This window comes from Pseudomonas typographi, from assembly GCF_014694385.1.
Lineage (GTDB): Bacteria > Pseudomonadota > Gammaproteobacteria > Pseudomonadales > Pseudomonadaceae > Aquipseudomonas > Aquipseudomonas typographi.
In genome coordinates this window covers 87,251-107,213 of record NZ_JAAOCA010000002.1, presented here as the reverse complement: position 1 = coordinate 107,213, position 19,963 = coordinate 87,251, and the positions used below count along the sequence as shown (strand labels likewise).

General features: G+C 63.7%; 17 protein-coding genes. 2 read left to right on the top strand and 15 right to left on the bottom strand.

Annotated features, from left to right (window positions below; genetic code table 11):
• Window positions 1-7: 7 nt before the first annotated feature.
• Window positions 8-574 (top strand): cob(I)yrinic acid a,c-diamide adenosyltransferase, encoded by a 567-nt coding sequence (locus HAQ05_RS01810; RefSeq protein ID WP_190416879.1) that lies wholly within the window; start codon window positions 8-10, stop codon window positions 572-574.
• A gap of 26 nt (window positions 575-600) precedes the next feature.
• On the opposite strand, the gene HAQ05_RS01805 is transcribed toward HAQ05_RS01810, so the two are convergent.
• The 6 genes from HAQ05_RS01805 to secA form a co-directional block, all read right to left on the bottom strand.
• Window positions 601-1,512 carry an alpha/beta hydrolase gene (locus tag HAQ05_RS01805; protein WP_190416878.1) on the bottom strand — a complete coding sequence of 304 codons (912 nt, stop codon included), beginning with the start codon at window positions 1,510-1,512 and terminating at the stop codon, window positions 601-603.
• On the bottom strand, window positions 1,484-2,761 hold the full coding sequence (locus HAQ05_RS01800; RefSeq protein WP_190416877.1) for a flavohemoglobin expression-modulating QEGLA motif protein: 1,278 nt from the start codon (window positions 2,759-2,761) through the stop codon (window positions 1,484-1,486). Before HAQ05_RS01800 ends, HAQ05_RS01805 begins: the two co-directional genes overlap by 29 nt.
• 119 nt (window positions 2,762-2,880) lie before the next feature.
• Window positions 2,881-3,822: a Nudix family hydrolase gene (locus HAQ05_RS01795; RefSeq protein WP_190416876.1), complete on the bottom strand. Its 942-nt coding sequence runs from the start codon at window positions 3,820-3,822 to the stop codon at window positions 2,881-2,883.
• A complete protein-coding gene (locus HAQ05_RS01790) occupies window positions 3,819-4,433 on the bottom strand; it encodes a glutathione S-transferase family protein (protein WP_190416875.1) in 615 nt (204 codons plus the stop codon). Before HAQ05_RS01790 ends, HAQ05_RS01795 begins: the two co-directional genes overlap by 4 nt.
• A gap of 24 nt (window positions 4,434-4,457) precedes the next feature.
• A complete protein-coding gene (gene argJ, locus HAQ05_RS01785; RefSeq protein ID WP_190416874.1) occupies window positions 4,458-5,675 on the bottom strand; it encodes a bifunctional glutamate N-acetyltransferase/amino-acid acetyltransferase ArgJ in 1,218 nt (405 codons plus the stop codon).
• Window positions 5,676-5,931: 256 nt separating this feature from the next.
• On the bottom strand, window positions 5,932-8,682 hold the full coding sequence (secA, locus tag HAQ05_RS01780) for a preprotein translocase subunit SecA (RefSeq protein ID WP_190416873.1): 2,751 nt from the start codon (window positions 8,680-8,682) through the stop codon (window positions 5,932-5,934).
• Window positions 8,683-8,973: 291 nt separating this feature from the next.
• On the opposite strand from secA, the gene HAQ05_RS01775 reads away from it, so the two are divergent.
• Complete coding sequence (locus HAQ05_RS01775) at window positions 8,974-9,441, top strand: DciA family protein (RefSeq protein WP_190416872.1); 468 nt, start codon at window positions 8,974-8,976, stop codon at window positions 9,439-9,441.
• A 94-nt stretch (window positions 9,442-9,535) separates the two neighbouring features.
• Here HAQ05_RS01775 and lpxC read toward each other — a convergent pair whose 3' ends face one another.
• The 9 genes from lpxC to murD form a co-directional block, all read right to left on the bottom strand.
• A complete protein-coding gene (lpxC, locus tag HAQ05_RS01770; protein WP_190416871.1) occupies window positions 9,536-10,447 on the bottom strand; it encodes a UDP-3-O-acyl-N-acetylglucosamine deacetylase in 912 nt (303 codons plus the stop codon).
• Window positions 10,448-10,559: 112 nt separating this feature from the next.
• Entirely contained in the window at window positions 10,560-11,759 is a 1,200-nt protein-coding gene (gene ftsZ, locus HAQ05_RS01765; protein ID WP_190416870.1) for a cell division protein FtsZ, read from the bottom strand.
• A gap of 54 nt (window positions 11,760-11,813) precedes the next feature.
• Window positions 11,814-13,073, bottom strand: coding sequence for a cell division protein FtsA (gene ftsA / locus HAQ05_RS01760; RefSeq protein ID WP_190416869.1), 1,260 nt, complete (start codon window positions 13,071-13,073; stop codon window positions 11,814-11,816).
• A 14-nt stretch (window positions 13,074-13,087) separates the two neighbouring features.
• Complete coding sequence (locus HAQ05_RS01755) at window positions 13,088-13,954, bottom strand: cell division protein FtsQ/DivIB (protein ID WP_190416868.1); 867 nt, start codon at window positions 13,952-13,954, stop codon at window positions 13,088-13,090.
• Between the two features lie 4 nt (window positions 13,955-13,958).
• Window positions 13,959-14,912, bottom strand: coding sequence for a D-alanine--D-alanine ligase (locus tag HAQ05_RS01750; RefSeq protein ID WP_190416867.1), 954 nt, complete (start codon window positions 14,910-14,912; stop codon window positions 13,959-13,961).
• A 1-nt stretch (window position 14,913) separates the two neighbouring features.
• Window positions 14,914-16,353, bottom strand: coding sequence for a UDP-N-acetylmuramate--L-alanine ligase (gene murC, locus HAQ05_RS01745; protein ID WP_190416866.1), 1,440 nt, complete (start codon window positions 16,351-16,353; stop codon window positions 14,914-14,916).
• Window positions 16,346-17,416, bottom strand: a complete 1,071-nt coding sequence (gene murG / locus HAQ05_RS01740; protein ID WP_190416865.1) for an undecaprenyldiphospho-muramoylpentapeptide beta-N-acetylglucosaminyltransferase — start codon at window positions 17,414-17,416, stop codon at window positions 16,346-16,348. The genes murC and murG overlap by 8 nt, the downstream gene beginning before the upstream one ends.
• Window positions 17,406-18,620 carry a putative lipid II flippase FtsW gene (gene ftsW / locus HAQ05_RS01735; RefSeq protein WP_194718457.1) on the bottom strand — a complete coding sequence of 405 codons (1,215 nt, stop codon included), beginning with the start codon at window positions 18,618-18,620 and terminating at the stop codon, window positions 17,406-17,408. The genes murG and ftsW overlap by 11 nt, the downstream gene beginning before the upstream one ends.
• Entirely contained in the window at window positions 18,617-19,963 is a 1,347-nt protein-coding gene (gene murD, locus HAQ05_RS01730) for a UDP-N-acetylmuramoyl-L-alanine--D-glutamate ligase (protein WP_190416864.1), read from the bottom strand. The genes ftsW and murD overlap by 4 nt, the downstream gene beginning before the upstream one ends.

Below are 19,963 nucleotides of genomic sequence, written 5' to 3'. Positions count from 1 at the left end.
GCTGACCATGGGCTTTCGCCTGTCGAAGATCTACACCCGCACCGGCGACCAGGGCCAAACCGGCCTGGGCGACGGCCGCCGGGTACCAAAAGACCACCCGCGGGTGGAGGCTATCGGCGAGGTAGACACCCTCAACAGCCAATTGGGAGTATTGCTGGCGGGGTTGGCCGAGCAGCCGCCACTGGCTGAAGTGCTGCAGGTACTCGGCCCCTGCCAGCACCGGCTGTTCGACCTCGGCGGCGAACTGGCCATGCCCAGTTACCAGGCCTTGACCCAGACCGAAGTCGACCGCCTGGAGGCGGCCATCGACCATTGGAACGGCGAGCTCGGGCCGCTGGAGAATTTCATCCTGCCCGGTGGCAGTGCCTTGGTCGCCCAGGCCCACCTCTGCCGCAGCCAGGCACGCAGCGCCGAACGGCGCTGCCAAGCGCTCAATGCCCAAGAGCCATTGGCGCCGATGGCGCTGGCGTACATCAACCGGCTCTCGGACCTGCTGTTCGTGGCGGCACGAATGATTGCCCGGCGCCAGGGCGTACCCGAGGTGTTGTGGCAGGCGCACACGCCTGCGCAATGAGCGCGCCAGGCGCTAGGGCGCCCCTGCTACGGCTTTCGCGCTGGCTGCGGGTAATTGGGGATTTCGCCCAGCCGCCTGATGCCGTCGAAATGCGTGGGGTTCTGCAAAAAGGCCAACAGCACCTGGCGCCAAGTGGGGTCGGTGAACGTTTGCACATGGCCACCGCGGGTCAGCTGCAGCACCCTCGGCGGCGGCAGGGCTTTGTACAGCTCGATGCCGTTGGCCAGCGGCACGATGGGGTCGTCCAGGCTCTGGAACACCAGCTTAGGCAATTGCGTCACTTGCGCGGCGCTGTAGATGGCGCTGTCGCTGTCCGGCACCGCATAGCTGAGCGGCACCTGCAGCGGCCAGGTCAGCCAGGAACTGGCCAGCACCGTGCGGGCAACGTTGCGGTAGCTGGCCGGGGTGTCGTCGAGCACCAGGGCCGCGAACTGCGCCTGCCGTTCGGGGTGCCGGGCCAGGTAATGAATGGCCAACGCCCCGCCGATGCTTTGCCCCAATAACACCCGTGGCGTGCCTTGTACCTCGGGGGCACTGTCGAGCCAGTTCAGGGCGGCGTCGATGTCTTGGTAGATCGCCGGCAATGAGGGTGTGCCCTGCGATTGCCCGTAGCCGCGGTAGTCCACCATCAGCACTTGGTAGCCCTCGGCCGGTAACCAATAAACCCCGCCCAGGTGCCAGGCCAGGTTGCCACCATTACCGTGCAGCTGTAGCACCGTGCCCTTTACCGCCACCCCAGGTTTGGCCGGCAGCCACCAGCCCTGCAAGCGCACGCCGTCGGCAGTGGTCAACGTAACGTCACGATAGGCCAACTGCACCCGCGCAGGGGTGATGGGTACCACCGCCTCGGGGTAGAACAACACGCTGCTACAGCCGGCCAGGGCGGCCAGCGCCAGCCCTGCCAGCAGCCTAGAGAATGTTTGCGTAATCGGCTTCAATCCGGTCCAGGCTCAGGTGGTTGAGGAAGTTGGAGAAACACATCCACGCCGACAGGGCATTCAAATCGCGGAACTGCTCCGGCAGGTATTTAGGCGGCACCACCAACCCCTCTTCTACCAGCTGGCGCAACGTGCGCATATCTTCGAGGGTGGTTTTGCCGCAGAACAGCAGAGGGATCTGCTCCAGCTTGCCCTTGCGCACGGCAAGCTGGATGTAGTTGTAGATCATGATGAAGCCCTTCAGGTACGACAAGTCTTTGGTGAAGGGCAAACCCGTAGGGCTGGAGCCGCGGAACACCCGGCTGGCGTTGCCATAGCTGTGCGACAGGTCAAAGCCCTGCTCGCGGAAGAACTCGAACACCTGGAGAAAATCCGCGCCCTGCTCGACCATGTGGATCGCCCGGGTGCGGTTGGTGAGCTTGCGCAAGCGGCTGGGGTACGAAGCGAACGCGATCACTTCCATCAAAATCGCCAGGCCTTCCTGGGTGACGGTCGATGAAGGCGGCCCCTTGGCCAGAAACGTGCAAATCGGCTGGTTCAGGCCATTGAGCGTGGTGCCCACATGCACCAGGCCCTCGTGCACTTCCAGTGCACGCACGTCGCGCTCGTTGAACAGGGCATCGGCGCGCACTTTGATGTAGTCGGCACCGGCTGCGGCGTCAGCGACGATACCGTCCGACTCGAATACGCGGATAGTGCCCTCGGCTTCGCCGAAGGTACGGTTCAGGCGGCCCTGCAGCAGCGCCACCGCGTCCTTGGCGGTGAGGTTCTTCGGCTCGTCTTTCAAGTCGCCGCGGCCATCGATGTTGTTCAGGTAATCGGACAGCATCATCGACAGGTCCGCCAGGGTCGGGTCGCCAGCGTGGAACGCGTCGGAGGCAGCGCCGTAGAGTTCCTGGGAAATCAGGCCAAAATCCTCGGTGCCGCGCGCTTCGAGCATGCGCACCACCATGCGGTATTCCTTGCACATCCGCCGCATGATCTGCCCAACCGGGTTGAACTGGCCCAACTGGCGGGTGATGTCGCGCTCGATGTTCTGAAATTCGTGCTTCACCGCCGTGGCGTCGAATGCCAGCGGCCGGGCCTGGTAATAGCCACGGTCTACCTGCGGCATCTCTTTGCCCTTGGCTTTGAGAAACGCTTGCTTGACGCTGTCGTCCCACTTCACCGCGTCAAGGACGCGGATCGGGTTCTGCGCGGCCACGATGCGGTCGGACAAGCTCCGCACGGTCTGCTGGTATTCGTCCACGACAGGCTCCTGCTTTGAAACCTCGTTCGGCTAAGCCGTTGCGCTTAGGGCTGTGCGCCATTCTGCCAGATAAACCGTGTGGGCAGCTTACCCCGCCACCCGTCGCGGCTCGATCGGCGTTAAACCGGCCAGAACGCCCGGATCCCCGCCACGCCCTGCGCCCCTACGCTCCAGGCGCGGGCCTGGTCGGCAGGGCCAACGCCGCCCAACACGTACACGGGGCGGTCGAAGCCTGCGATCAAGCGCTGTGCTTGTTCCCAACCCAGCGGCGTTGCCTCGGGGTGGGTTTGGGTGGGTTGCACCGGCGATAGGGTCACGAAGTCCACGTCCATCAGGGCGGCCAACTCCAGCTCTTCAGCGTTGTGGCACGAGGCCGCCAGCCAGCGTTCCTTCGGAAACGGCCGCCCGTGGGGGGCGTATTTGCGCAGTTGCTCGGCGCTCAGTTGCCAACCGGCGGCCGGGAAGTCGCCAGTCCACTCCATCGGGCCCTTGAGCATCAGCAAGGCCTTGCCGGCGCACAGGCCCACCGCATCCACAGCCATGTCGCGGTACTGCGGGTCGTACATGTTCGGTGCACGCAGTTGCACCAGGCCGATGCCCGCGGCCAGCGCCTGTTGCAGGCCCTGCAGAAGGGCTGGGACTTGCAGGCCGTCTGGGGTGATCAGGTACTGCGCCGGCAGGGTGGCGGCGCGGATGATCGGCGCGTTCGCTGCGGGGAAATCGTAGTCGCGCAGTGCCTTGGGCAGCACCCAGGCCAGCGGTTGGCCTTCAGCACCCTGGGGCTCACCGCTGAAGGCGGTGACTTCCCACACATCGAGCAGCACGTGTTTATCGGGGTAATCGTGGTGAACGGTGATCAGCGGGCGCGCGTGCTGCACGCGGATACCCAACTCCTCCATCAGCTCACGGGCAAGGCCATCACGGGGGGCCTCACCGGGCTCAAGCTTACCGCCAGGGAATTCCCAGAGCCCGCCTTGGTGCTGGGTATCAGCACGCCGGGCGATCAACAGGCGCCCATCCTGGCCGCGGATCACCGCCGCGACGACATGTATGCGTTTCACGTTTCCTCCAGGCCAGCCTGCTGCCAAGCCTGGAAGGCCGGCCACTGGTAAAGGGTATCGACATAGGCCGCTGCCTCGGCTGGCAGGGCCACACGGTAGGTGCGCAAGCGCACCGCGACCGGTGCGAAGAAGGCGTCGGCCAGGCTCAGTTCACCGAATAACCATGGACCATCGCTGGCTTTGCTGGCGCGGCATTCGGCCCACAGGGCCACGACCCGGTCGATGTCGGCCAGCACCTCGGCTGGAGTCGGCACCAGGGCCTGGTCGCGGCGCAAGTCGAACGGCATCGCCGCGCGCAGGGCCATGAAGCCGCTGTGCATCTGTGCGCAGGCCGAGCGGGCCTGGGCCCGGGCGGCAACATCACGAGGCCACAGGGCGGGGTGGCGCTCGGCCAGGTATTCGGCGATCGCCAGGCTGTCGGCGACAGTGCCGTGCTCGGTCTTGAGCAGCGGTACCTTGCCGCTGGCCGAATGGGCGAGAATGCGCGCGCGGGTGTCGGGTTGGTACAGGCGCACCATCACTTCCTCGCACGGCTCCCCGGCCAGTTGCACGGCGAGCCAACCACGCAGCGACCACGACGAGTAGCGTTTATCGGCAATCACGAGTTGCATGGCGCACGCCTTCTAAAGGATCAGTCAGGTACGGTATTCGGCGTTGATCTTTACGTACTCATGGGAAAGGTCGGTGGTCCAGATGGTTTCCGAATACTCGCCACGGCCCAACTCGATACGAATGGTGATCTCATCGCGTGCCATCACCGCAGCGCCCTGCTCTTCGGTGTAGCTGGCGGCGCGGCCGCCGTGCTGAGTGATACAGACTTCGCCCAGGTACACGTCAATGTGGCTGACATCCAGGTTCGGCACACCGGCACGGCCGACGGCCGCGAGGATGCGGCCCCAGTTCGGGTCGGAGGCGAACAACGCGGTTTTGATCAGCGGCGAGTGGGCCACGGCGTAGCCCACGTCGAGGCACTCCTGGGCATTGCCGCCGCCATTCACCTGCACCGTCACGAACTTGGTGGCGCCTTCACCGTCGCGCACGATGGCCTGCGCCACCTCCATGCACACCTCGAACACTGCCTGCCTGAGGGCGGCGAACAGCGGGCCGCGGGCCTCGGTGATCTCCGGCAGGTTGGCCTGGCCGGTGGCCACCAGCATGCAACAATCATTGGTGGAGGTATCGCCGTCGATGGTGATGCGGTTGAACGACTTGTTGGCGCCGTCGCGGATCAGGTCTTGCAGCACGCCGAGCGCAACCTTGGCGTCGGTGGCAATGTAACCGAGCATGGTCGCCATGTTCGGGCGGATCATGCCGGCCCCCTTGCTGATGCCGGTCACGGTAACGGTCACGCCATCGTGTTGGAATTGGCGGCTGGCCCCCTTGGGCAGCGTATCTGTGGTCATGATGCCGGTGGCGGCATCGGCCCAGTTGTGCTCCGAGAGGTTGCTCAGGGCGGCCTGCAGGGCGCTTTCGATTTTCTCCACTGGCAGCGGCTCGCCGATCACCCCGGTGGAGAACGGCAGCACCGCCAGTGGCTCGACACCGGCGAGCTTGGCCAGGGTCGCACAGGTGCGTTCAGCGGCGGCCAGCCCCGGCGTGCCGGTACCGGCGTTGGCATTACCGGTGTTGGTCAACAGGTAACGCACGCTACCGCCCACGCGCTGCTTGGCAATGATCACCGGCGCGGCACAGAAGGCGTTGGTGGTGAACACCCCGGCGACACGGGAGCCTTCGGCACAGCGCATCACGACCAGGTCTTTGCGCCCTGGGCGCTTGATGCCAGCCGAGGCGATGCCAAGTTCGAAACCGGGGACCGGATGCAGGGTAGGCAAAGGGCCAAGACCGACAGCCATGGGGATGCTCCTTCGAAGCAGTACGCGGCAACGGCCGCTCGATGAGGGTAAAAACGCCGCGGCGGCAGGGCCGGCGCGGCGCGCTGTTTCCAATACCCGGTGGGGTGTTTCAGACGTTGGCTGCACCCTTTCGACGGTGCCGTTTACTGCCCGCCTGCGCTGCCGCTCCTCGTCATAGCCGGGCTATGGTTGCCGTGCGCGACAGCGACTTTCACACGCAATGCTTGTGCGAACTTCTGAAACACCACACCAGCGCTTATTCGATACGCCCGTGGCAGTGCTTGAACTTCTTGCCCGAGCCACACCAGCACAGTTCGTTGCGGCCCAGCTTCTGTTCGTTGCGCACCGGGGCCTGGGCCGGCGCCGCCACGGCCACGGCCACGTCACCGCCCTCTTCGAGGGCCTCGGGCTGATCCAGCCCCGGTGCTTCGGCATGCTGGAACTGCATGCGCTGGGCCAACTCGTCGGCATCGCGGCGTAACCGGGCTTCTTCTTCGGCCGGGTCTTCGCGGCGCACCTGCACATGGGAAAGCACACGGATGGTATCGCGCTTGATCGAGTCGAGCAGCTCCTGGAACAGCGCAAAGGACTCGCGCTTGTATTCCTGCTTGGGGTTCTTCTGCGCATAGCCGCGTAGGTGGATACCGTGGCGCAGGTGGTCCATGGTCGATAGGTGGTCTTTCCAGAGATCGTCGAGCACGCGCAGGAGGATTTGCTTCTCGAAGGTGCGCAGTGCATCGGCGCTGGCCTGCTCTTCCTTCTCGTTGTAGGCGGCGAGAATCTCGGCGAGCAGCTTTTCGCGCAAGGTTTCTTCGTAGAGCTTGTGGTCTTCGTCAAGCCACTGCTGGATAGGTAGTTTCACCCCGAAGTCGCTCTGCAGCGCCGCTTCCAAGCCTGGCACGTCCCATTGTTCGGGCAGCGACTGCGGCGGGATGTACTGCGCCACGGTGGTGTCGAGCACTTCTTGACGGAACTCGGCGATGGTGTCGCCGATGTTCTGCGCGGCCAACAAGCTGTTGCGCATGTGGTAGATCACCTTGCGCTGTTCGTTGGCCACGTCGTCGTATTCGAGCAATTGCTTGCGGATATCGAAGTTGCGGCCTTCGACTTTGCGCTGGGCCTTTTCGATGGCGTTGGTGACCATGCGGTGTTCAATGGCCTCGCCCGATTGCATGCCCAGCGCCTTCATGAAGTTCTTCACCCGGTCAGAGGCGAAAATGCGCATGAGTGGATCTTCCAGCGACAGGTAGAAACGGCTGGAACCGGCATCGCCCTGGCGGCCGGCCCGGCCACGCAGCTGGTTATCGATACGGCGCGACTCATGGCGCTCAGAGGCGATCACATGCAAACCGCCGGCCTCCAGCACTTGCTGGTGGCGCTTCTGCCACTCGGCCTTGATCTGCGCGACCTGTTCGGCGCTCGGGTCGTCCAGCGCGGCCACTTCCACTTCCCAGTTACCGCCCAGCAGGATGTCGGTGCCGCGCCCAGCCATGTTGGTGGCGATGGTCAGCGCACCCGGCCGGCCGGCTTGGGCGATGATCTCGGCTTCCTTCTCGTGGAACTTGGCGTTGAGCACCTTGTGCTCGATGCCCTCTTCGCGCAGCAACGCTGCCATGTGCTCGGAGGTTTCGATGGTGGCGGTGCCGACCAGTACGGGGCGGTTCATCGCCAAGCTTTCTTTGATGTCGGCGACGATGGCTGCGTACTTCTCGTCGGCGGTCAGATACACCAGGTCGTTGTAGTCTTTGCGCGCCAGCGGCCGGTTTGGCGGGATCACCACCACCGGCAAGCTGTAGATTTGCTGGAATTCGAATGCTTCGGTGTCGGCGGTGCCGGTCATGCCAGACAACTTGTTGTACAGGCGGAAGTAGTTCTGGAAGGTGGTCGAGGCCAAGGTCTGGCTCTCGGCCTGGATGTTGACGTTTTCCTTGGCTTCGATGGCCTGGTGCAGGCCCTCGGACAACCGCCGGCCTTGCATGGTCCGGCCGGTGTGCTCATCGACCAGCACGATCTGGCCGTCCTGCACGATGTACTCGACGTTACGGTTGAACAGCTTGTGCGCGCGCAGCGCAGCGTACACGTGCGTCAGCAGGCCCAGGTTGTGCGCCGAATACAGGCTCTCGCCTTCGGCCAGCAAGCCGGCCCGGGTGAGCATCTCCTCGACGAACTGGTGCCCGGCCTCGTTGAGTTCGACCTGGCGCGCTTTTTCGTCGATGGTGAAGTGCCCTTCGGTGGTGACCTGGCCTTCGACTTCCTCGACGTGCTGCTTAAGCTGCGGGATCAGCTTGTTGATCTCGATGTACAAGCGCGAACTGTCTTCGGCCTGGCCAGAGATGATCAGCGGGGTACGGGCTTCGTCGATGAGAATGGAGTCCACTTCGTCGATCACGGCAAAATTCAGTTCACGCTGGAATTTGTCTTCCAGGCTGAACGCCATGTTGTCGCGCAGGTAATCGAAACCGAATTCGTTGTTGGTGCCGTAGGTGATGTCGCTGGCGTAGGCCGCGCGTTTTTCTTCCGGCGGCTGGAACGGCATCACGATGCCCACCGACAAGCCGAGGAACTCGTACAAAGGGCGCATCCAGTTGGCATCGCGGCGGGCCAGGTAGTCGTTCACCGTGACCACATGCACGCCCTTGCCGGCCAGGGCATTAAGGTACACCGCCAGGGTGCCGACGAGGGTCTTGCCCTCCCCGGTGCGCATTTCCGCGATTTTGCCTTCGTGCAGTGTCATGCCGCCGATCAACTGAACGTCGAAGTGGCGCATGCCCATTACACGCTTACCCGCCTCGCGGCATACCGCAAAGGCTTCGGGCAGCAGTTCGTCGAGGGTTTCGCCCTTTGCCAGGCGCGCCCGGAACTCTTCGGTCTTGCCGCGAAGCTGTTCGTCCGACAGGGCCACCATTTTCTCTTCGAAGGCATTGACGGTCGCGACCGTTTTGAGCATGCGCTTGACCTCGCGCTCGTTCTTGCTCCCGAAAAGTTTCTTCAACAAAGGCGAAAACATATTGGCTGGATCTTCCACACATAGGGATGGAGGGCGCCCCCCCCAGGAGCCGCCCGAGCAGCCCTCTTGGCCGCACGCGAACGAGCATTCTACCCGGAAACGAGGGTGAGGAAAGTGGTGATGTTCCACGATACTGGCACACCGCTTTTACGGGGTCGGTACACAATAGGGGCATTCTCGGCAACTTCAAGGCAGCTGAAACAATCGTCATTCCCCGTGCCCAGGGGTTTTCCGAGCAACCTGTGGTTTCTGTTAACATCATCTGCTCTTTTGGCACCCCTGACCCCGCCCATGGCCTTTCGCCCTCATTTCGCCCGCGAGCCGCTGGTACTGCTTCGCGAGGCTCGCCCGCTCAAGGCGTTGTTCGGCCAAACCCTGCGCTTGGCGCACTTGCAGCGCCTGGTAGACGGCCAAATGCAACCGGCGGCCCGCGCCCATTGCCGGGTAGCAAGTTGGCGCGAAGGCACTTTGTTGCTGGTGGTGACAGATGCTCACTGGGCTACCCGCCTGCGGTACCAACAACGCCGGCTGCAACGCGACTTACAAGCCCTGCAGGAGTTCTATGGCCTGCGGCGCATCCTGTTCAAGGTCGAGCCGTCCCGCGCCGGAACACCGCGTGGGCGTGCCGGCGCGGTGTTGTCGGCCCGAGCCGCCGAAGCGTTACAAGCCACGGCAGACGGTATTAGCGACCCGGCCCTGCGCGCAGCGCTCGAACGCTTGGCCGCCCGCGCGGGCAAACCGCCAGGGCCTGGCAGCTGAAACACCCCACTAGATGGCGCGGGCTTTTTTGGCGCACCAAATAAAAAAGGCCACCTTGCGGTGGCCATAAATAAAGAAAAGAGAGGGTTCGAACTTATACGGCCGCAACCGGGCGCATGTACGAGATAGGTGCGGTGCTCGCATCTTCGAAGGTGACCACTTCCCAGGCGTCGGTTTGCTCGATCAGCTTGCGCAACAGCCGGTTATTCAGCGCGTGGCCAGACTTGAAACCACGGAATTCGCCGATCAGGCTGTTGCCCAGCAGGTAGAGGTCGCCGATGGCGTCGAGGATCTTGTGCTTGACGAATTCGTCTTCGTAGCGAAGGCCGTCTTCGTTGAGCACACCTTCCTTGTCGACCACGATAGCGTTTTCCACGCTGCCGCCGAGGGCCAGGTTGTGCTTGCGCAGGTACTCAATGTCACTCATGAAACCGAAGGTGCGGGCCCGGCTCACTTCCTTGACGAAGGATGTGCTGGAAAAGTCCACGCTCGCGGTTTGCACACGGCCCTTGAAAGCAGGGTGGTCGAAATCGATCTCGAAGCTGACCTTGAAGCCTTCGAACGGTATGAACGTGGCGCGCTTGTCGCCTTCTTCGACCGAGACTTCACGCAGGATCCGGATGAATTTTTTCGGCGCGTCCTGTTCTTCCAAGCCGGCAGACTGAATCAGGAATACAAAAGGCCCGGCACTGCCATCCATGATCGGCACTTCGGGCGCGGAGAGTTCGACGTAGGCGTTATCGACTCCCAGGCCAGCCATCGCCGAGAGAAAGTGTTCGACGGTATCGACCTTCACGTCGCCATTGAATAGCGTGGTCGACATGGTGGTTTCGCCGACGTTCTCGGCACGAGCAGGGATCTGCACCACAGGGTCCAGATCGGTCCGGCAGAACACGATACCGGTGTCCACGGGCGCGGGCTTGAGGGTAAGGTAGACCTTTTCCCCGGAATGAAGGCCGACGCCGGTGGCACGGATAATGTTCTTAAGGGTGCGTTGTTTAATCATGGCAGTGGCCGCTTCAGCGCGTAGTGCGAACTGGTATCAACAAAGGGAAGGGATCATAGCAGACCCCGCCTTTGCTGAACACCAATCACCCTAATACTCCTGATAAAGCAGATTAATCAGCTTGGCGACGCAGGAATGCCGGGATATCCAGGTAGTCCAGGTCGTCATGCGGATTCATCTTAGCGGCGGCCGCGGCGCTGGCGTGGGCCTGATTGCGCATCACGGTGGGGCGGTCGAGGTCACGATAGTTCACTGCCGCTTGCTCCGAGCGCTGTGCGGCAGGTGCCGGGGCGGCCTGCTGCTGTACCGATACGCCGGGCAAGGTGTTGTCGACCACCTTGGTCGGCTTCTCGATGCGCGCACCCAGGCCGGTGGCGACTACGGTCACATGCAGTTCATCACGCATGTCCGGGTCGATCACGGTGCCCACCTTGACCATGGCGTGGTCCGAGGCGAAGGCTTCGATGATGTTACCCACATCGGAGTACTCGCCCAACGACAGGTCCGGGCCGGCGGTGATGTTCACCAGGATGCCACGGGCGCCCTGCAGGTTCACATCCTCCAGCAACGGGTTGCGAATAGCCGCTTCGGTGGCCTCGCGGGCACGGTTGGGGCCGCTGGCCGCGCCGGTACCCATCATGGCCATGCCCATTTCGCTCATGACCGTGCGTACGTCGGCAAAATCGACGTTGATCATGCCTGGGCGCTTGATGATGTCGGAAATACCGCGCACCGCGCCGGCCAGCACGTCATCGGCCTTGGCGAATGCAGACAACAAGCTGGCGTCCTTGCCCAGGATGGTCAGCAGTTTTTCGTTGGGGATGGTGATCAGCGAATCGACGCTGTCTTGCAGCGCGCGGATGCCTTCATCGGCGATCTGCATACGCTTGCGCCCCTCGAAGGGGAAGGGCCGGGTGACCACGGCCACGGTGAGGATGCCCATCTCCTTGGCCACTTCGGCGATGATCGGTGCCGCACCGGTACCGGTACCGCCGCCCATGCCGGTGGTGATGAACACCATATTGGTGCCTTGCAGCACTTCGGCAATGCGCTCCCGGTCTTCCATCGCTGCCTGGCGGCCGACTTCGGGGTTGGCGCCAGCGCCCAGGCCCTTGGTCACGCCGGTGCCCAGTTGCAGGATGGTGCGCGCGCCGATGTTTTTCAACGCCTGAGCATCGGTGTTGGCGCAGATGAATTCGACGCCCTCGATGTTGCTCTTGACCATGTGGTTGACCGCGTTGCCGCCGCCGCCGCCGACACCGATCACTTTGATGACCGGGCTTTGTGGGATGTTGTCTACGAGCTCGAACATGTTCCCTCTCCTTTATATCTCTTTGGTTTTTCGCCTACTGCTACTGCTGATGAATCAAAAATTGCCTTGCACCCAACGCTTGATCCGTTCGAACACCGGAGCCTTGGGTTCATCGCTGGTGTAACCGCTGCTGCCGGTGAGGCCGGTCAGGGTTACGCCTTCGGATTGCTTCTGCAGGCCATAGGTCAACAGCCCTACGCCTGTGGAATAGATCGGGTTGCTGATCACGTCTTCGAGCCCGCGCACGCTGTGTGGCACACCCAGGCGAACCGGCATGTGGAAAATCTCCTCGGCCAGTTCCACCGCCCCTTCCATTTTCGAAGTGCCGCCAGTGAGCACGATGCCCGCCGGGATCAAGTCTTCATAACCGCTGCGGCGTAGCTCGGCCTGGATCAGGGTGAACAACTCGTCGTAGCGTGGCTCGACCACTTCGGCCAGGGCCTGGCGCGACAGCTCCCGCGGTGGGCGGTCACCCACGCTGGGTACCTTGATGGTTTCGCCAGCGCCGGCCAGTTTGGCCAGGCAACAGGCGTAGCGAATCTTGATTTCCTCGGCGTACTGGGTCGGGGTACGCAAGGCCATGGCGATGTCGTTGGTGACCTGGTCACCGGCGATCGGGATCACCGCGGTGTGGCGAATGGCCCCTTCGGTGAAGATGGCGATGTCGGTGGTGCCGCCACCGATATCGACCAGGCACACGCCCAGTTCCTTTTCGTCATCGGTCAGCACCGAATAGGCCGATGCCAATTGCTCAAGGATGATGTCGTCGATTTCCAGGCCGCAACGGCGCACGCACTTTTCGATGTTCTGCGCGGCATTCACCGCGCAGGTGACCACGTGCACCTTGGCTTCCAGGCGCACACCCGACATCCCCAGCGGCTCGCGCACCCCTTCCTGGTTATCGATCACGTAATCCTGTGGCAGGGTATGCAGCACCCGTTGGTCCGCAGGGATGGCCACGGCCTGGGCGGCATCGAGTACTCGCTCCAGGTCCGCGGTGCTCACTTCACGGTCGCGAATGGCCACGATACCGTGGGAATTGAGGCTGCGAATGTGGTTACCAGCAACGCCGACGAACGCCGAATGAATACGGCAACCGGCCATCAGTTGGGCCTCTTCCACCGCGCGCTGGATCGACTGCACGGTGGACTCGATGTTCACCACCACGCCTTTTTTCAGGCCACGGGATGGGTGGGTGCCGATGCCGACGATTTCCAGGGTGCCATCGGCCGCGACTTCGCCCACCAGCGCCACCACTTTGGAGGTGCCGATGTCCAGCCCGACGATCATTTTCCCGCTTTGCGCGTTTGCCATTGTGTTGCCTCTTGTCAATTCTTCGCCACGGCCCCTTGGGCCGGGATCGCCAAGCTCGGGTCGCGCCAGCCCACGGCCAGGCCGTTGGCGTAGCGCAGGTCGATACGGGCGATATTGGTGATCTGCTCTTTCAAGGTTCTGTCGTAGATGGCAATGAACCGGCGCAATTTCTCCACCAGGTGATCACGCCCCAGCAGCAACTCGATGCCTGGTCCGGCGCTGCCTGCGCCGGTGGTCAGGAACCAACTGCCGCGCTCACGCAATTCAAGCCGGGCGATGGAGAAGCCCAAGGGCCGAAGCATCTGGCTGAGCACTTGATACTGCTGCATGACCTGTTGCTGCGCCCGCTGCGGCCCGAACAGCTGCGGCAGGTGCTCGTAATTGGCAAGCTCCCGTGGGGCGAACGCCTCGCCCTGGTTGTTCAGCAGTTGGTCATCGCCCCAGCGGGCCACTGGCAGTTGCTCCTCCAGGCGGATCACCACCTGGTCCGGCCACACCCGGCGCACCTCGGCGTGGGCGATCCAGGGCATAGTCTGCAAGTCTGCGCTCAAACCGTTGAGGTCGATGCTGAAAAACCGCGAGTTCATGTAGGGTGCGACACGCTGCTGCACCGCTTCCTGGCTGATGTAGCTGAGGTCGCCCTGCACATTGATGTGGGTAATCGGGCGGTCGATGTAGGGCATCGCGTATTCGGTGCCATACCAGGTGCCCACGCCCAGCCCTGCCAGCAAAAGCGGCCACAACACTTTCTTCAGCCAACCGGTACCCGGCCTGGGCAGGCGTGCCGATAGTGGCTCTTTGGCCACCATACGGCTGGCGCCGCGCGGTGGGGCCTTGCGGCTGGGCAGCGGTTGCTGATGTCGGATCGACGCGCCACGCATGTCGTTAACCTCGGGCCGCTACACTGGCGGCCAGGATGGAAAGCACCAATTGCTGAAAGTCCAGGCCGGCGGCACGGGCGGCCATCGGTACCAGACTGTGGTCGGTCATGCCTGGCGTGGTATTGACTTCCAGCAGCCAGAATTCACCGTTGGCATCCTGCATCACATCTACCCGCGCCCAACCGGCGATGCCCAAGGCATCGCAGGCACGCTTGCACAGGCCGGCCAAGGCCTGTTCCTGTTCAGGCGCCAGGCCGCAGGGAATGCGGTATTGGGTATCGGACGCCAGGTACTTGGCGTCGTAGTCGTAGAACGCGTGGGGGGTACCCAGGGCGATGGCGGGCAGCGGCTGGTCACGCAGAATGGCGACGGTGAACTCGGGGCCATTTATCCACTGCTCGACCAACACTTGCGAATCGTAGGTGCTGGCGCATTCCCAAGCTTCGACCAGCGCTTGCACGCTGTTCACTTTCGCCATACCGATACTTGAACCTTCATGGGCCGGTTTGACGATCAAAGGGAAGCCCAGTTCCTCGGCCGCCGATACGCAATCGGCGGCGCTGGCCAAGACCGCGTGGCGGGGCGTGGCAATGCCCAGGCTCTGCCACACCTGCTTGGTACGCAGTTTGTCCATCGCCAGCGCCGAGGCCAGAATACCGCTGCCGGTATAGGGGATGCCCAAGCATTCGAGCAGCCCCTGCATGCTGCCATCTTCGCCGCCACGGCCGTGCAGCACGATGAACGCACGGTCGATACGCTCGCGCTGCAATACGGCAAGCAGGTCATCGCCCACATCGATGCCGAAGGCGTCCACGCCCGCGCCCTGCAGCGCGGCCAGCACTTGAGCGCCCGAGTTGAGCGAGACCGCCCGCTCGGCACTTTTGCCGCCGTACAGCACCGCCACCCGGCCGAAGTCGGAGGGCATCAAGCGGGAAACCAGGCCCGTGTAATCAGCCATGTCAGTTACCCCCCTCGCTGGTGAACAGCGGGCTCTTGGCCAGTTGCGGCGCAATCGCCCCCACATCGCCAGCACCCTGGCACAGCAGGATATCGCCGGCACGCAGCAACGGCTTGACCAGCGGTGCCATGTCGGCGCCCCGCTCGACGTAGATCGGGTCGAGCACGCCACGCTGGCGGATGCTGTGGCACAGTTGGCGGCTGTCGGCGCCCGGGATCGGCTCTTCGCCGGCCGGGTACACCTCCATCAGCAGCAGTACGTTGGCATCGCCGAGCACCTGCACGAAATCGTCGTAAAGGTCGCGGGTGCGGCTGAAACGGTGCGGCTGGTACACCATCACCAAGCGCCGCTCTGGCCAACCACCACGGATGGCGTTAATGACCGCGGCGACTTCGCGCGGGTGGTGGCCGTAATCGTCGACCAGCATCACGCTGCCGCCCTGCACCGGCAGCTCACCGTAGACCTGAAAGCGCCGGCCCACGCCCTGGAAGCCCGACAGGCCCTGAACGATGGCTTCGTCGCCGATGCCCTCGTCGGTGGCGATGGCAATAGTGGCCAATGCATTGAGTACGTTGTGGTTGCCCGGCATGTTCACCGACACCTCCAGCGGCTCGCGATCAGGGCGCAGCACGGTGAAGAAGGTACGCATACCCTGCTGGCGAATGTGGGCCGCCCGCACATCGGCGTCTTCGCTGAGGCCGTAAGTCACGGTAGGGCGCGCGACCTGCGGCAGGATCTCGCGCACCACCGGGTCATCCAGGCACACCACCGCCAGCCCATAGAACGGCAGGTTGTGAAGAAACTCGACGAAGGTTTTCTTCAGCTTGTTGAAGTCACCTTCATAGGTGGCCATGTGGTCAGCGTCGATGTTGGTGACCACCGCCACCAGCGGTTGCAGGTGCAGAAAGCTGGCGTCGCTCTCGTCGGCTTCGGCGATCAGGTAGCGGCTGGTACCCAGTTGGGCGTTGGTGCCGGCCGCGGTCAAGCGGCCACCGATAACGAAGGTCGGGTCCAGGCCGCCGGCGGCGAACACCGAGGCGATCAGGCTGGTGGTGGTGGTTTTGCCATGGGTACCAGCCACGGCGATGCCATGGCGGTAACGCATCAACTCAGCAAGCATCTCGGCGCGCGGCACCACCGGGATGCGCCGCTCCAGGGCAGTGGCGACTTCCGGGTTACTTGCGTTAACGGCACTGGACACCACCAGCACGTCGGCATGGGCAGCGTTTTCAGCCCGGTGGCCGACGAAAACCTGCGCGCCGAACTTCTGCAGGCGCTCGGTCACCGGCGACGCTTTCAAGTCTGAGCCGGACACCTGGTAGCCCAGGTTAAGCAGCACTTCGGCGATACCGCACATGCCTACCCCGCCGATACCGACGAAGTGGATATGGCGAATACGGCGCATCTCCGGTTGCGGGATGGCTTTTTGGTTTTCAACCATGGGCCACCTCCAGGCACGCATCGACCACCGTGCGGGTGGCATCAGGCTTGGCCAGGCGGCGCGCAGTGGCTGCCATGGCGCTGAGTTTGTCCGGTTGCATCAAAACCTCTTTCAGGCGCCCGGCCATTTCCGTGGCGCCAGTCGTCGCTTGCGGCAACAGGAAGGCGGCGCCTTCCCGAGCCAAGTAATCGGCATTGCGCGTTTGATGGTCGTCGATAGCGTGCGGCAGCGGCACCAACATCGACGGCAGCCCGGCAGCGGCCAGCTCACTGACGGTCAAGGCGCCGGCGCGGCAAATCACCAGATCCGCCCAGGCGTAAGCCTGTGCCATGTCATCGATGAACGGCGCCACCCGTGCCTCTACGCCCGCTTCGCGGTAACGCTCGGTAGTGGCTTCAGCGTGCTGCTTGCCCGCTTGGTGGAACACTTCCGGGCGATCACTGGCCGGCACCTGCGCCAGCGCCTGGGGCACCAGCTTGTTCAACGGCTCGGCACCCAAGCTGCCGCCCATCACCAGCAACCGTGTACGGCGCCCGGCCAACACTTGGCGCGGGGTGTCCAGGAACAGCTCCGGGCGCACCGGGTTACCGGTGGTGCGGCGCTTGGCCAGCGCCTTGAAGGTGTCGGGGAACGCCTCGCACACCCGGCTGGCCAAGGGCACCAGCAACCGGTTGGCAGTACCGGCCACGGCATTTTGCTCATGCACCACCACCGGCACCCCGGCCAGCCGCGCGGCCAGGCCGCCGGGGCCCGTCACGTAACCACCGAAACCGATGGCACACACCGGTTTGAGTTCGCGTATCACCCGGTAGGCCTGCGCCAATGCGCGCAGCAACACCACCGGCGCCTTGAGCAGCGATAGCACGCCTTTGCCCCGCAAACCGCTGACGTTGATCACATGCAGCGGCAGGCCAGCACGCGGTACCAGGTCGTTTTCGATCCCCCGCGGGGTGCCCAGCCAATGCACGCTGTAACCACGGCCCTGGAATTCGCGCGCACAGGCCAACGCCGGGAACACATGGCCCCCGGTGCCACCGGCCATGATCAGCACGTTACCGGCCATGGTAAGCCTCCTCGGCGAAGTCGCTCTCTTGGAACTCCACCTCTTCGCTGCCCAGGTGCGTGCGGCTTTCCCACTCGATGCGCAATAGCAGGCCCAGGCACGCACAGCAAATCACCAGCGAGCTGCCGCCATAGCTGAGAAACGGTAGGGTCAGGCCCTTCGTGGGCAGCAGGCCTACGTTCACCCCAATGTTGATGAGGAACTGGCCGATCCACAAAAACGACAGGCCATAGGCCACGTACGCCGAGAAATACTGCTTGGCGCGCTCGGCCCACAGCCCGATGTACATGCCGCGGATACACACGAACACGAACAGCGCCACTGTGCACAGCGAACCGACCACGCCCAGTTCTTCGGCCAGCACCGAAAACACGAAATCGGTGTGGGCCTCCGGCAGGTAGAACTGCTTCTGCACGCTATTGCCCAGGCCCACGCCGAACCAGCCGCCGCGGCCGAAAGCGATCAGCGCCTGGGTCAATTGGTAGCCTGAACCGAATTGGTCGGCCCAGGGGTCGGTGAACGTGACCAACCGCGCCATCCGGTAGGGTTGGGCATACACCAACAGCACCACTGCCAGTACCGCCCCGGCCACCAGCAGTAAAAAGCGGAACAGCCCCACACCGCCAAGGAACAACATCGCGCCAGCCGCGCCCATCATCACCACGGTGGCGCCGAAGTCCGGCTCCATCAGCAACAGGAAGGCCATCGGCAGCAGCACGATCAAAGGCTTGAGAAAGCCCATCCAGCTTTCGCGCACTTCGTGTTGGCGGCGGATCAGGTAGCCACTCAAGAACATCACCACGAACACCTTGGCGATTTCCGACGGCTGCACGTTGAACGCACCAAAGCCGATCCAGCGCATCGAGCCATTGACCTCGCGGCCCAGCCCCGGCACCAGCACCGCAAGCAGCAGGGCAAAGGCGCTGAGCAGCAACCAAGGGCCCAGGCGCTGCCAACTGGCGATCGGGACCATCATCATCACCCCCGCCACGCCCAAGCCAATAGCCAGGTAAATAAGGTGGCGGAACATGTGGTACAGCGGGGTACCCGATTGCGCGGCCGCCACTTCCGAGGACGCCGAGGTGATCATGACCAGGCCCAGGCCCAGCAGTGCAAGGCAACCGGCAAGCATCGGGAAGTCGATATCGATGCCGCGGTTGCTGATCAGCGGCGAGGGGTATGGTTTGACCAGGTTGAAGATCATGGCAGCGCCCTCACGGCATCGGCGAACTGGCGGCCGCGCTCTTCGTAGTTCTTGAACATGTCGAAGCTGGCACAGGCCGGCGACAACAGCACCGCGTCGCCGGGCTGGGCCAGTTCGGTGCAGCGCGCCACCGCGTCGTCGAGCGAGGCCACGCGCACGTGGGGCACATCGCTGCCCAAGGCGCTGGCGAGCCGTTCGGCATCCCGCCCGAGCAACACCACGGCCCGGCAGTGCTGGCTCACGGGCTGGCGCAGGGCGGCAAAATCAGCACCCTTGCCATCGCCCCCGGCCACCAGCACCAGCTTGCCGTGGATGTCTGCACCCAGCCCTTCGATAGCGGCCAGTGCGGCGCCTACGTTGGTGGCCTTGGAGTCGTTGTACCAGGCCACGCCGCCCCGGTCGCGAACCCATTGGCAGCGGTGAGGGAGGCCCGTGAAGGCGCGCAGCGCCTGGAGCATGGCCGCCATCGGCAAGCCAACGGCATGGCCCAGCGCCAACGCCGCCAGGGCATTGGCCTGGTTATGCGCGCCGCGTACCTTAAGGTCGCTGGCCGGCAGCAGCAGGTCGAAGGCGTAGGCCAGGTACTTTTGGCCATTGCTTTCGCGCAGGCCAAAGGCGTTGAAATCGGGGGCGTTCAGGCCGAAGGTCCAGCAGGGCACGCCTTGGCCCAGCAACGGCCGCGTCAAGGCATCCTGGCGGTTCACCACCACCTGCCGGGCGCCGCGGAAAATCCGGTGCTTGGCCAAATGATAGGCGGGCATGCCACTGTAGCGGTCCATGTGGTCTTCGCTCAGGTTCAACACGGTAGCCACCTCGGCGCCGAGCTGGTGGGTCGTTTCCAGTTGGAAGCTCGACAGCTCCAGCACATAGAGTTCTACCTCGTCGGCGAGCAGGTCGAGGGCCGGGGTGCCGAGGTTGCCGCCCACCGCTACGCGCTTGCCGGCAGCCAGCGCCATGTCACCGACCAGCGTGGTCACGGTACTTTTGGCGTTGGAACCGGTAATGGCCACAATCGGTGCCTTGGCATGGCGGGCGAACAGGTCGATGTCGCCAGACAGCACCACGCCGCCCGCCGCTGCCTGCTGCAGCGCCGGCGTGGCCAGCGCCAGCCCGGGGCTAACGTACAGCTCGCTGGCGCGGCCCAGAAAGCTTGGGTCCAATTCGCCGCAGCGCACGTCTACCTGCGGGTAGTCACGGCGCAACGTGGCCAGCTCCGGCGGGTTCTCGCGCGTATCGGCCACTGCAAAGGGCACGCCGCGGTTCGCCAAAAAGCGAACCACGGACATGCCGCTCTTGCCGAGGCCGACAACGATGCGGAACTGGTCGGAAGCGATCACAGACAC

What these genes read in the sequence shown, in the direction of transcription:
- secA (WP_190416873.1), bottom strand. Translation starts at nt 8,682, where the DNA reads ATGTTTTCGCCTTTGTTGAAGAAACTTTTCGGGAGCAAGAACGAGCGC.
- HAQ05_RS01790 (WP_190416875.1), bottom strand. Translation starts at nt 4,433, where the DNA reads ATGCAACTCGTGATTGCCGATAAACGCTACTCGTCGTGGTCGCTGCGT.
- ftsZ (WP_190416870.1), bottom strand. Translation starts at nt 11,759, where the DNA reads ATGTTCGAGCTCGTAGACAACATCCCACAAAGCCCGGTCATCAAAGTG.
- HAQ05_RS01755 (WP_190416868.1), bottom strand. Translation starts at nt 13,954, where the DNA reads ATGCGTGGCGCGTCGATCCGACATCAGCAACCGCTGCCCAGCCGCAAG.
- murG (WP_190416865.1), bottom strand. Translation starts at nt 17,416, where the DNA reads ATGGCCGGTAACGTGCTGATCATGGCCGGTGGCACCGGGGGCCATGTG.
- ftsW (WP_194718457.1), bottom strand. Translation starts at nt 18,620, where the DNA reads ATGATCTTCAACCTGGTCAAACCATACCCCTCGCCGCTGATCAGCAAC.
- murC (WP_190416866.1), bottom strand. Translation starts at nt 16,353, where the DNA reads ATGGTTGAAAACCAAAAAGCCATCCCGCAACCGGAGATGCGCCGTATT.
- argJ (WP_190416874.1), bottom strand. Translation starts at nt 5,675, where the DNA reads ATGGCTGTCGGTCTTGGCCCTTTGCCTACCCTGCATCCGGTCCCCGGT.
- HAQ05_RS01775 (WP_190416872.1), top strand. Translation starts at nt 8,974, where the DNA reads ATGGCCTTTCGCCCTCATTTCGCCCGCGAGCCGCTGGTACTGCTTCGC.
- HAQ05_RS01750 (WP_190416867.1), bottom strand. Translation starts at nt 14,912, where the DNA reads ATGGCTGATTACACGGGCCTGGTTTCCCGCTTGATGCCCTCCGACTTC.
- lpxC (WP_190416871.1), bottom strand. Translation starts at nt 10,447, where the DNA reads ATGATTAAACAACGCACCCTTAAGAACATTATCCGTGCCACCGGCGTC.
- HAQ05_RS01810 (WP_190416879.1), top strand. Translation starts at nt 8, where the DNA reads ATGGGCTTTCGCCTGTCGAAGATCTACACCCGCACCGGCGACCAGGGC.
- ftsA (WP_190416869.1), bottom strand. Translation starts at nt 13,073, where the DNA reads ATGGCAAACGCGCAAAGCGGGAAAATGATCGTCGGGCTGGACATCGGC.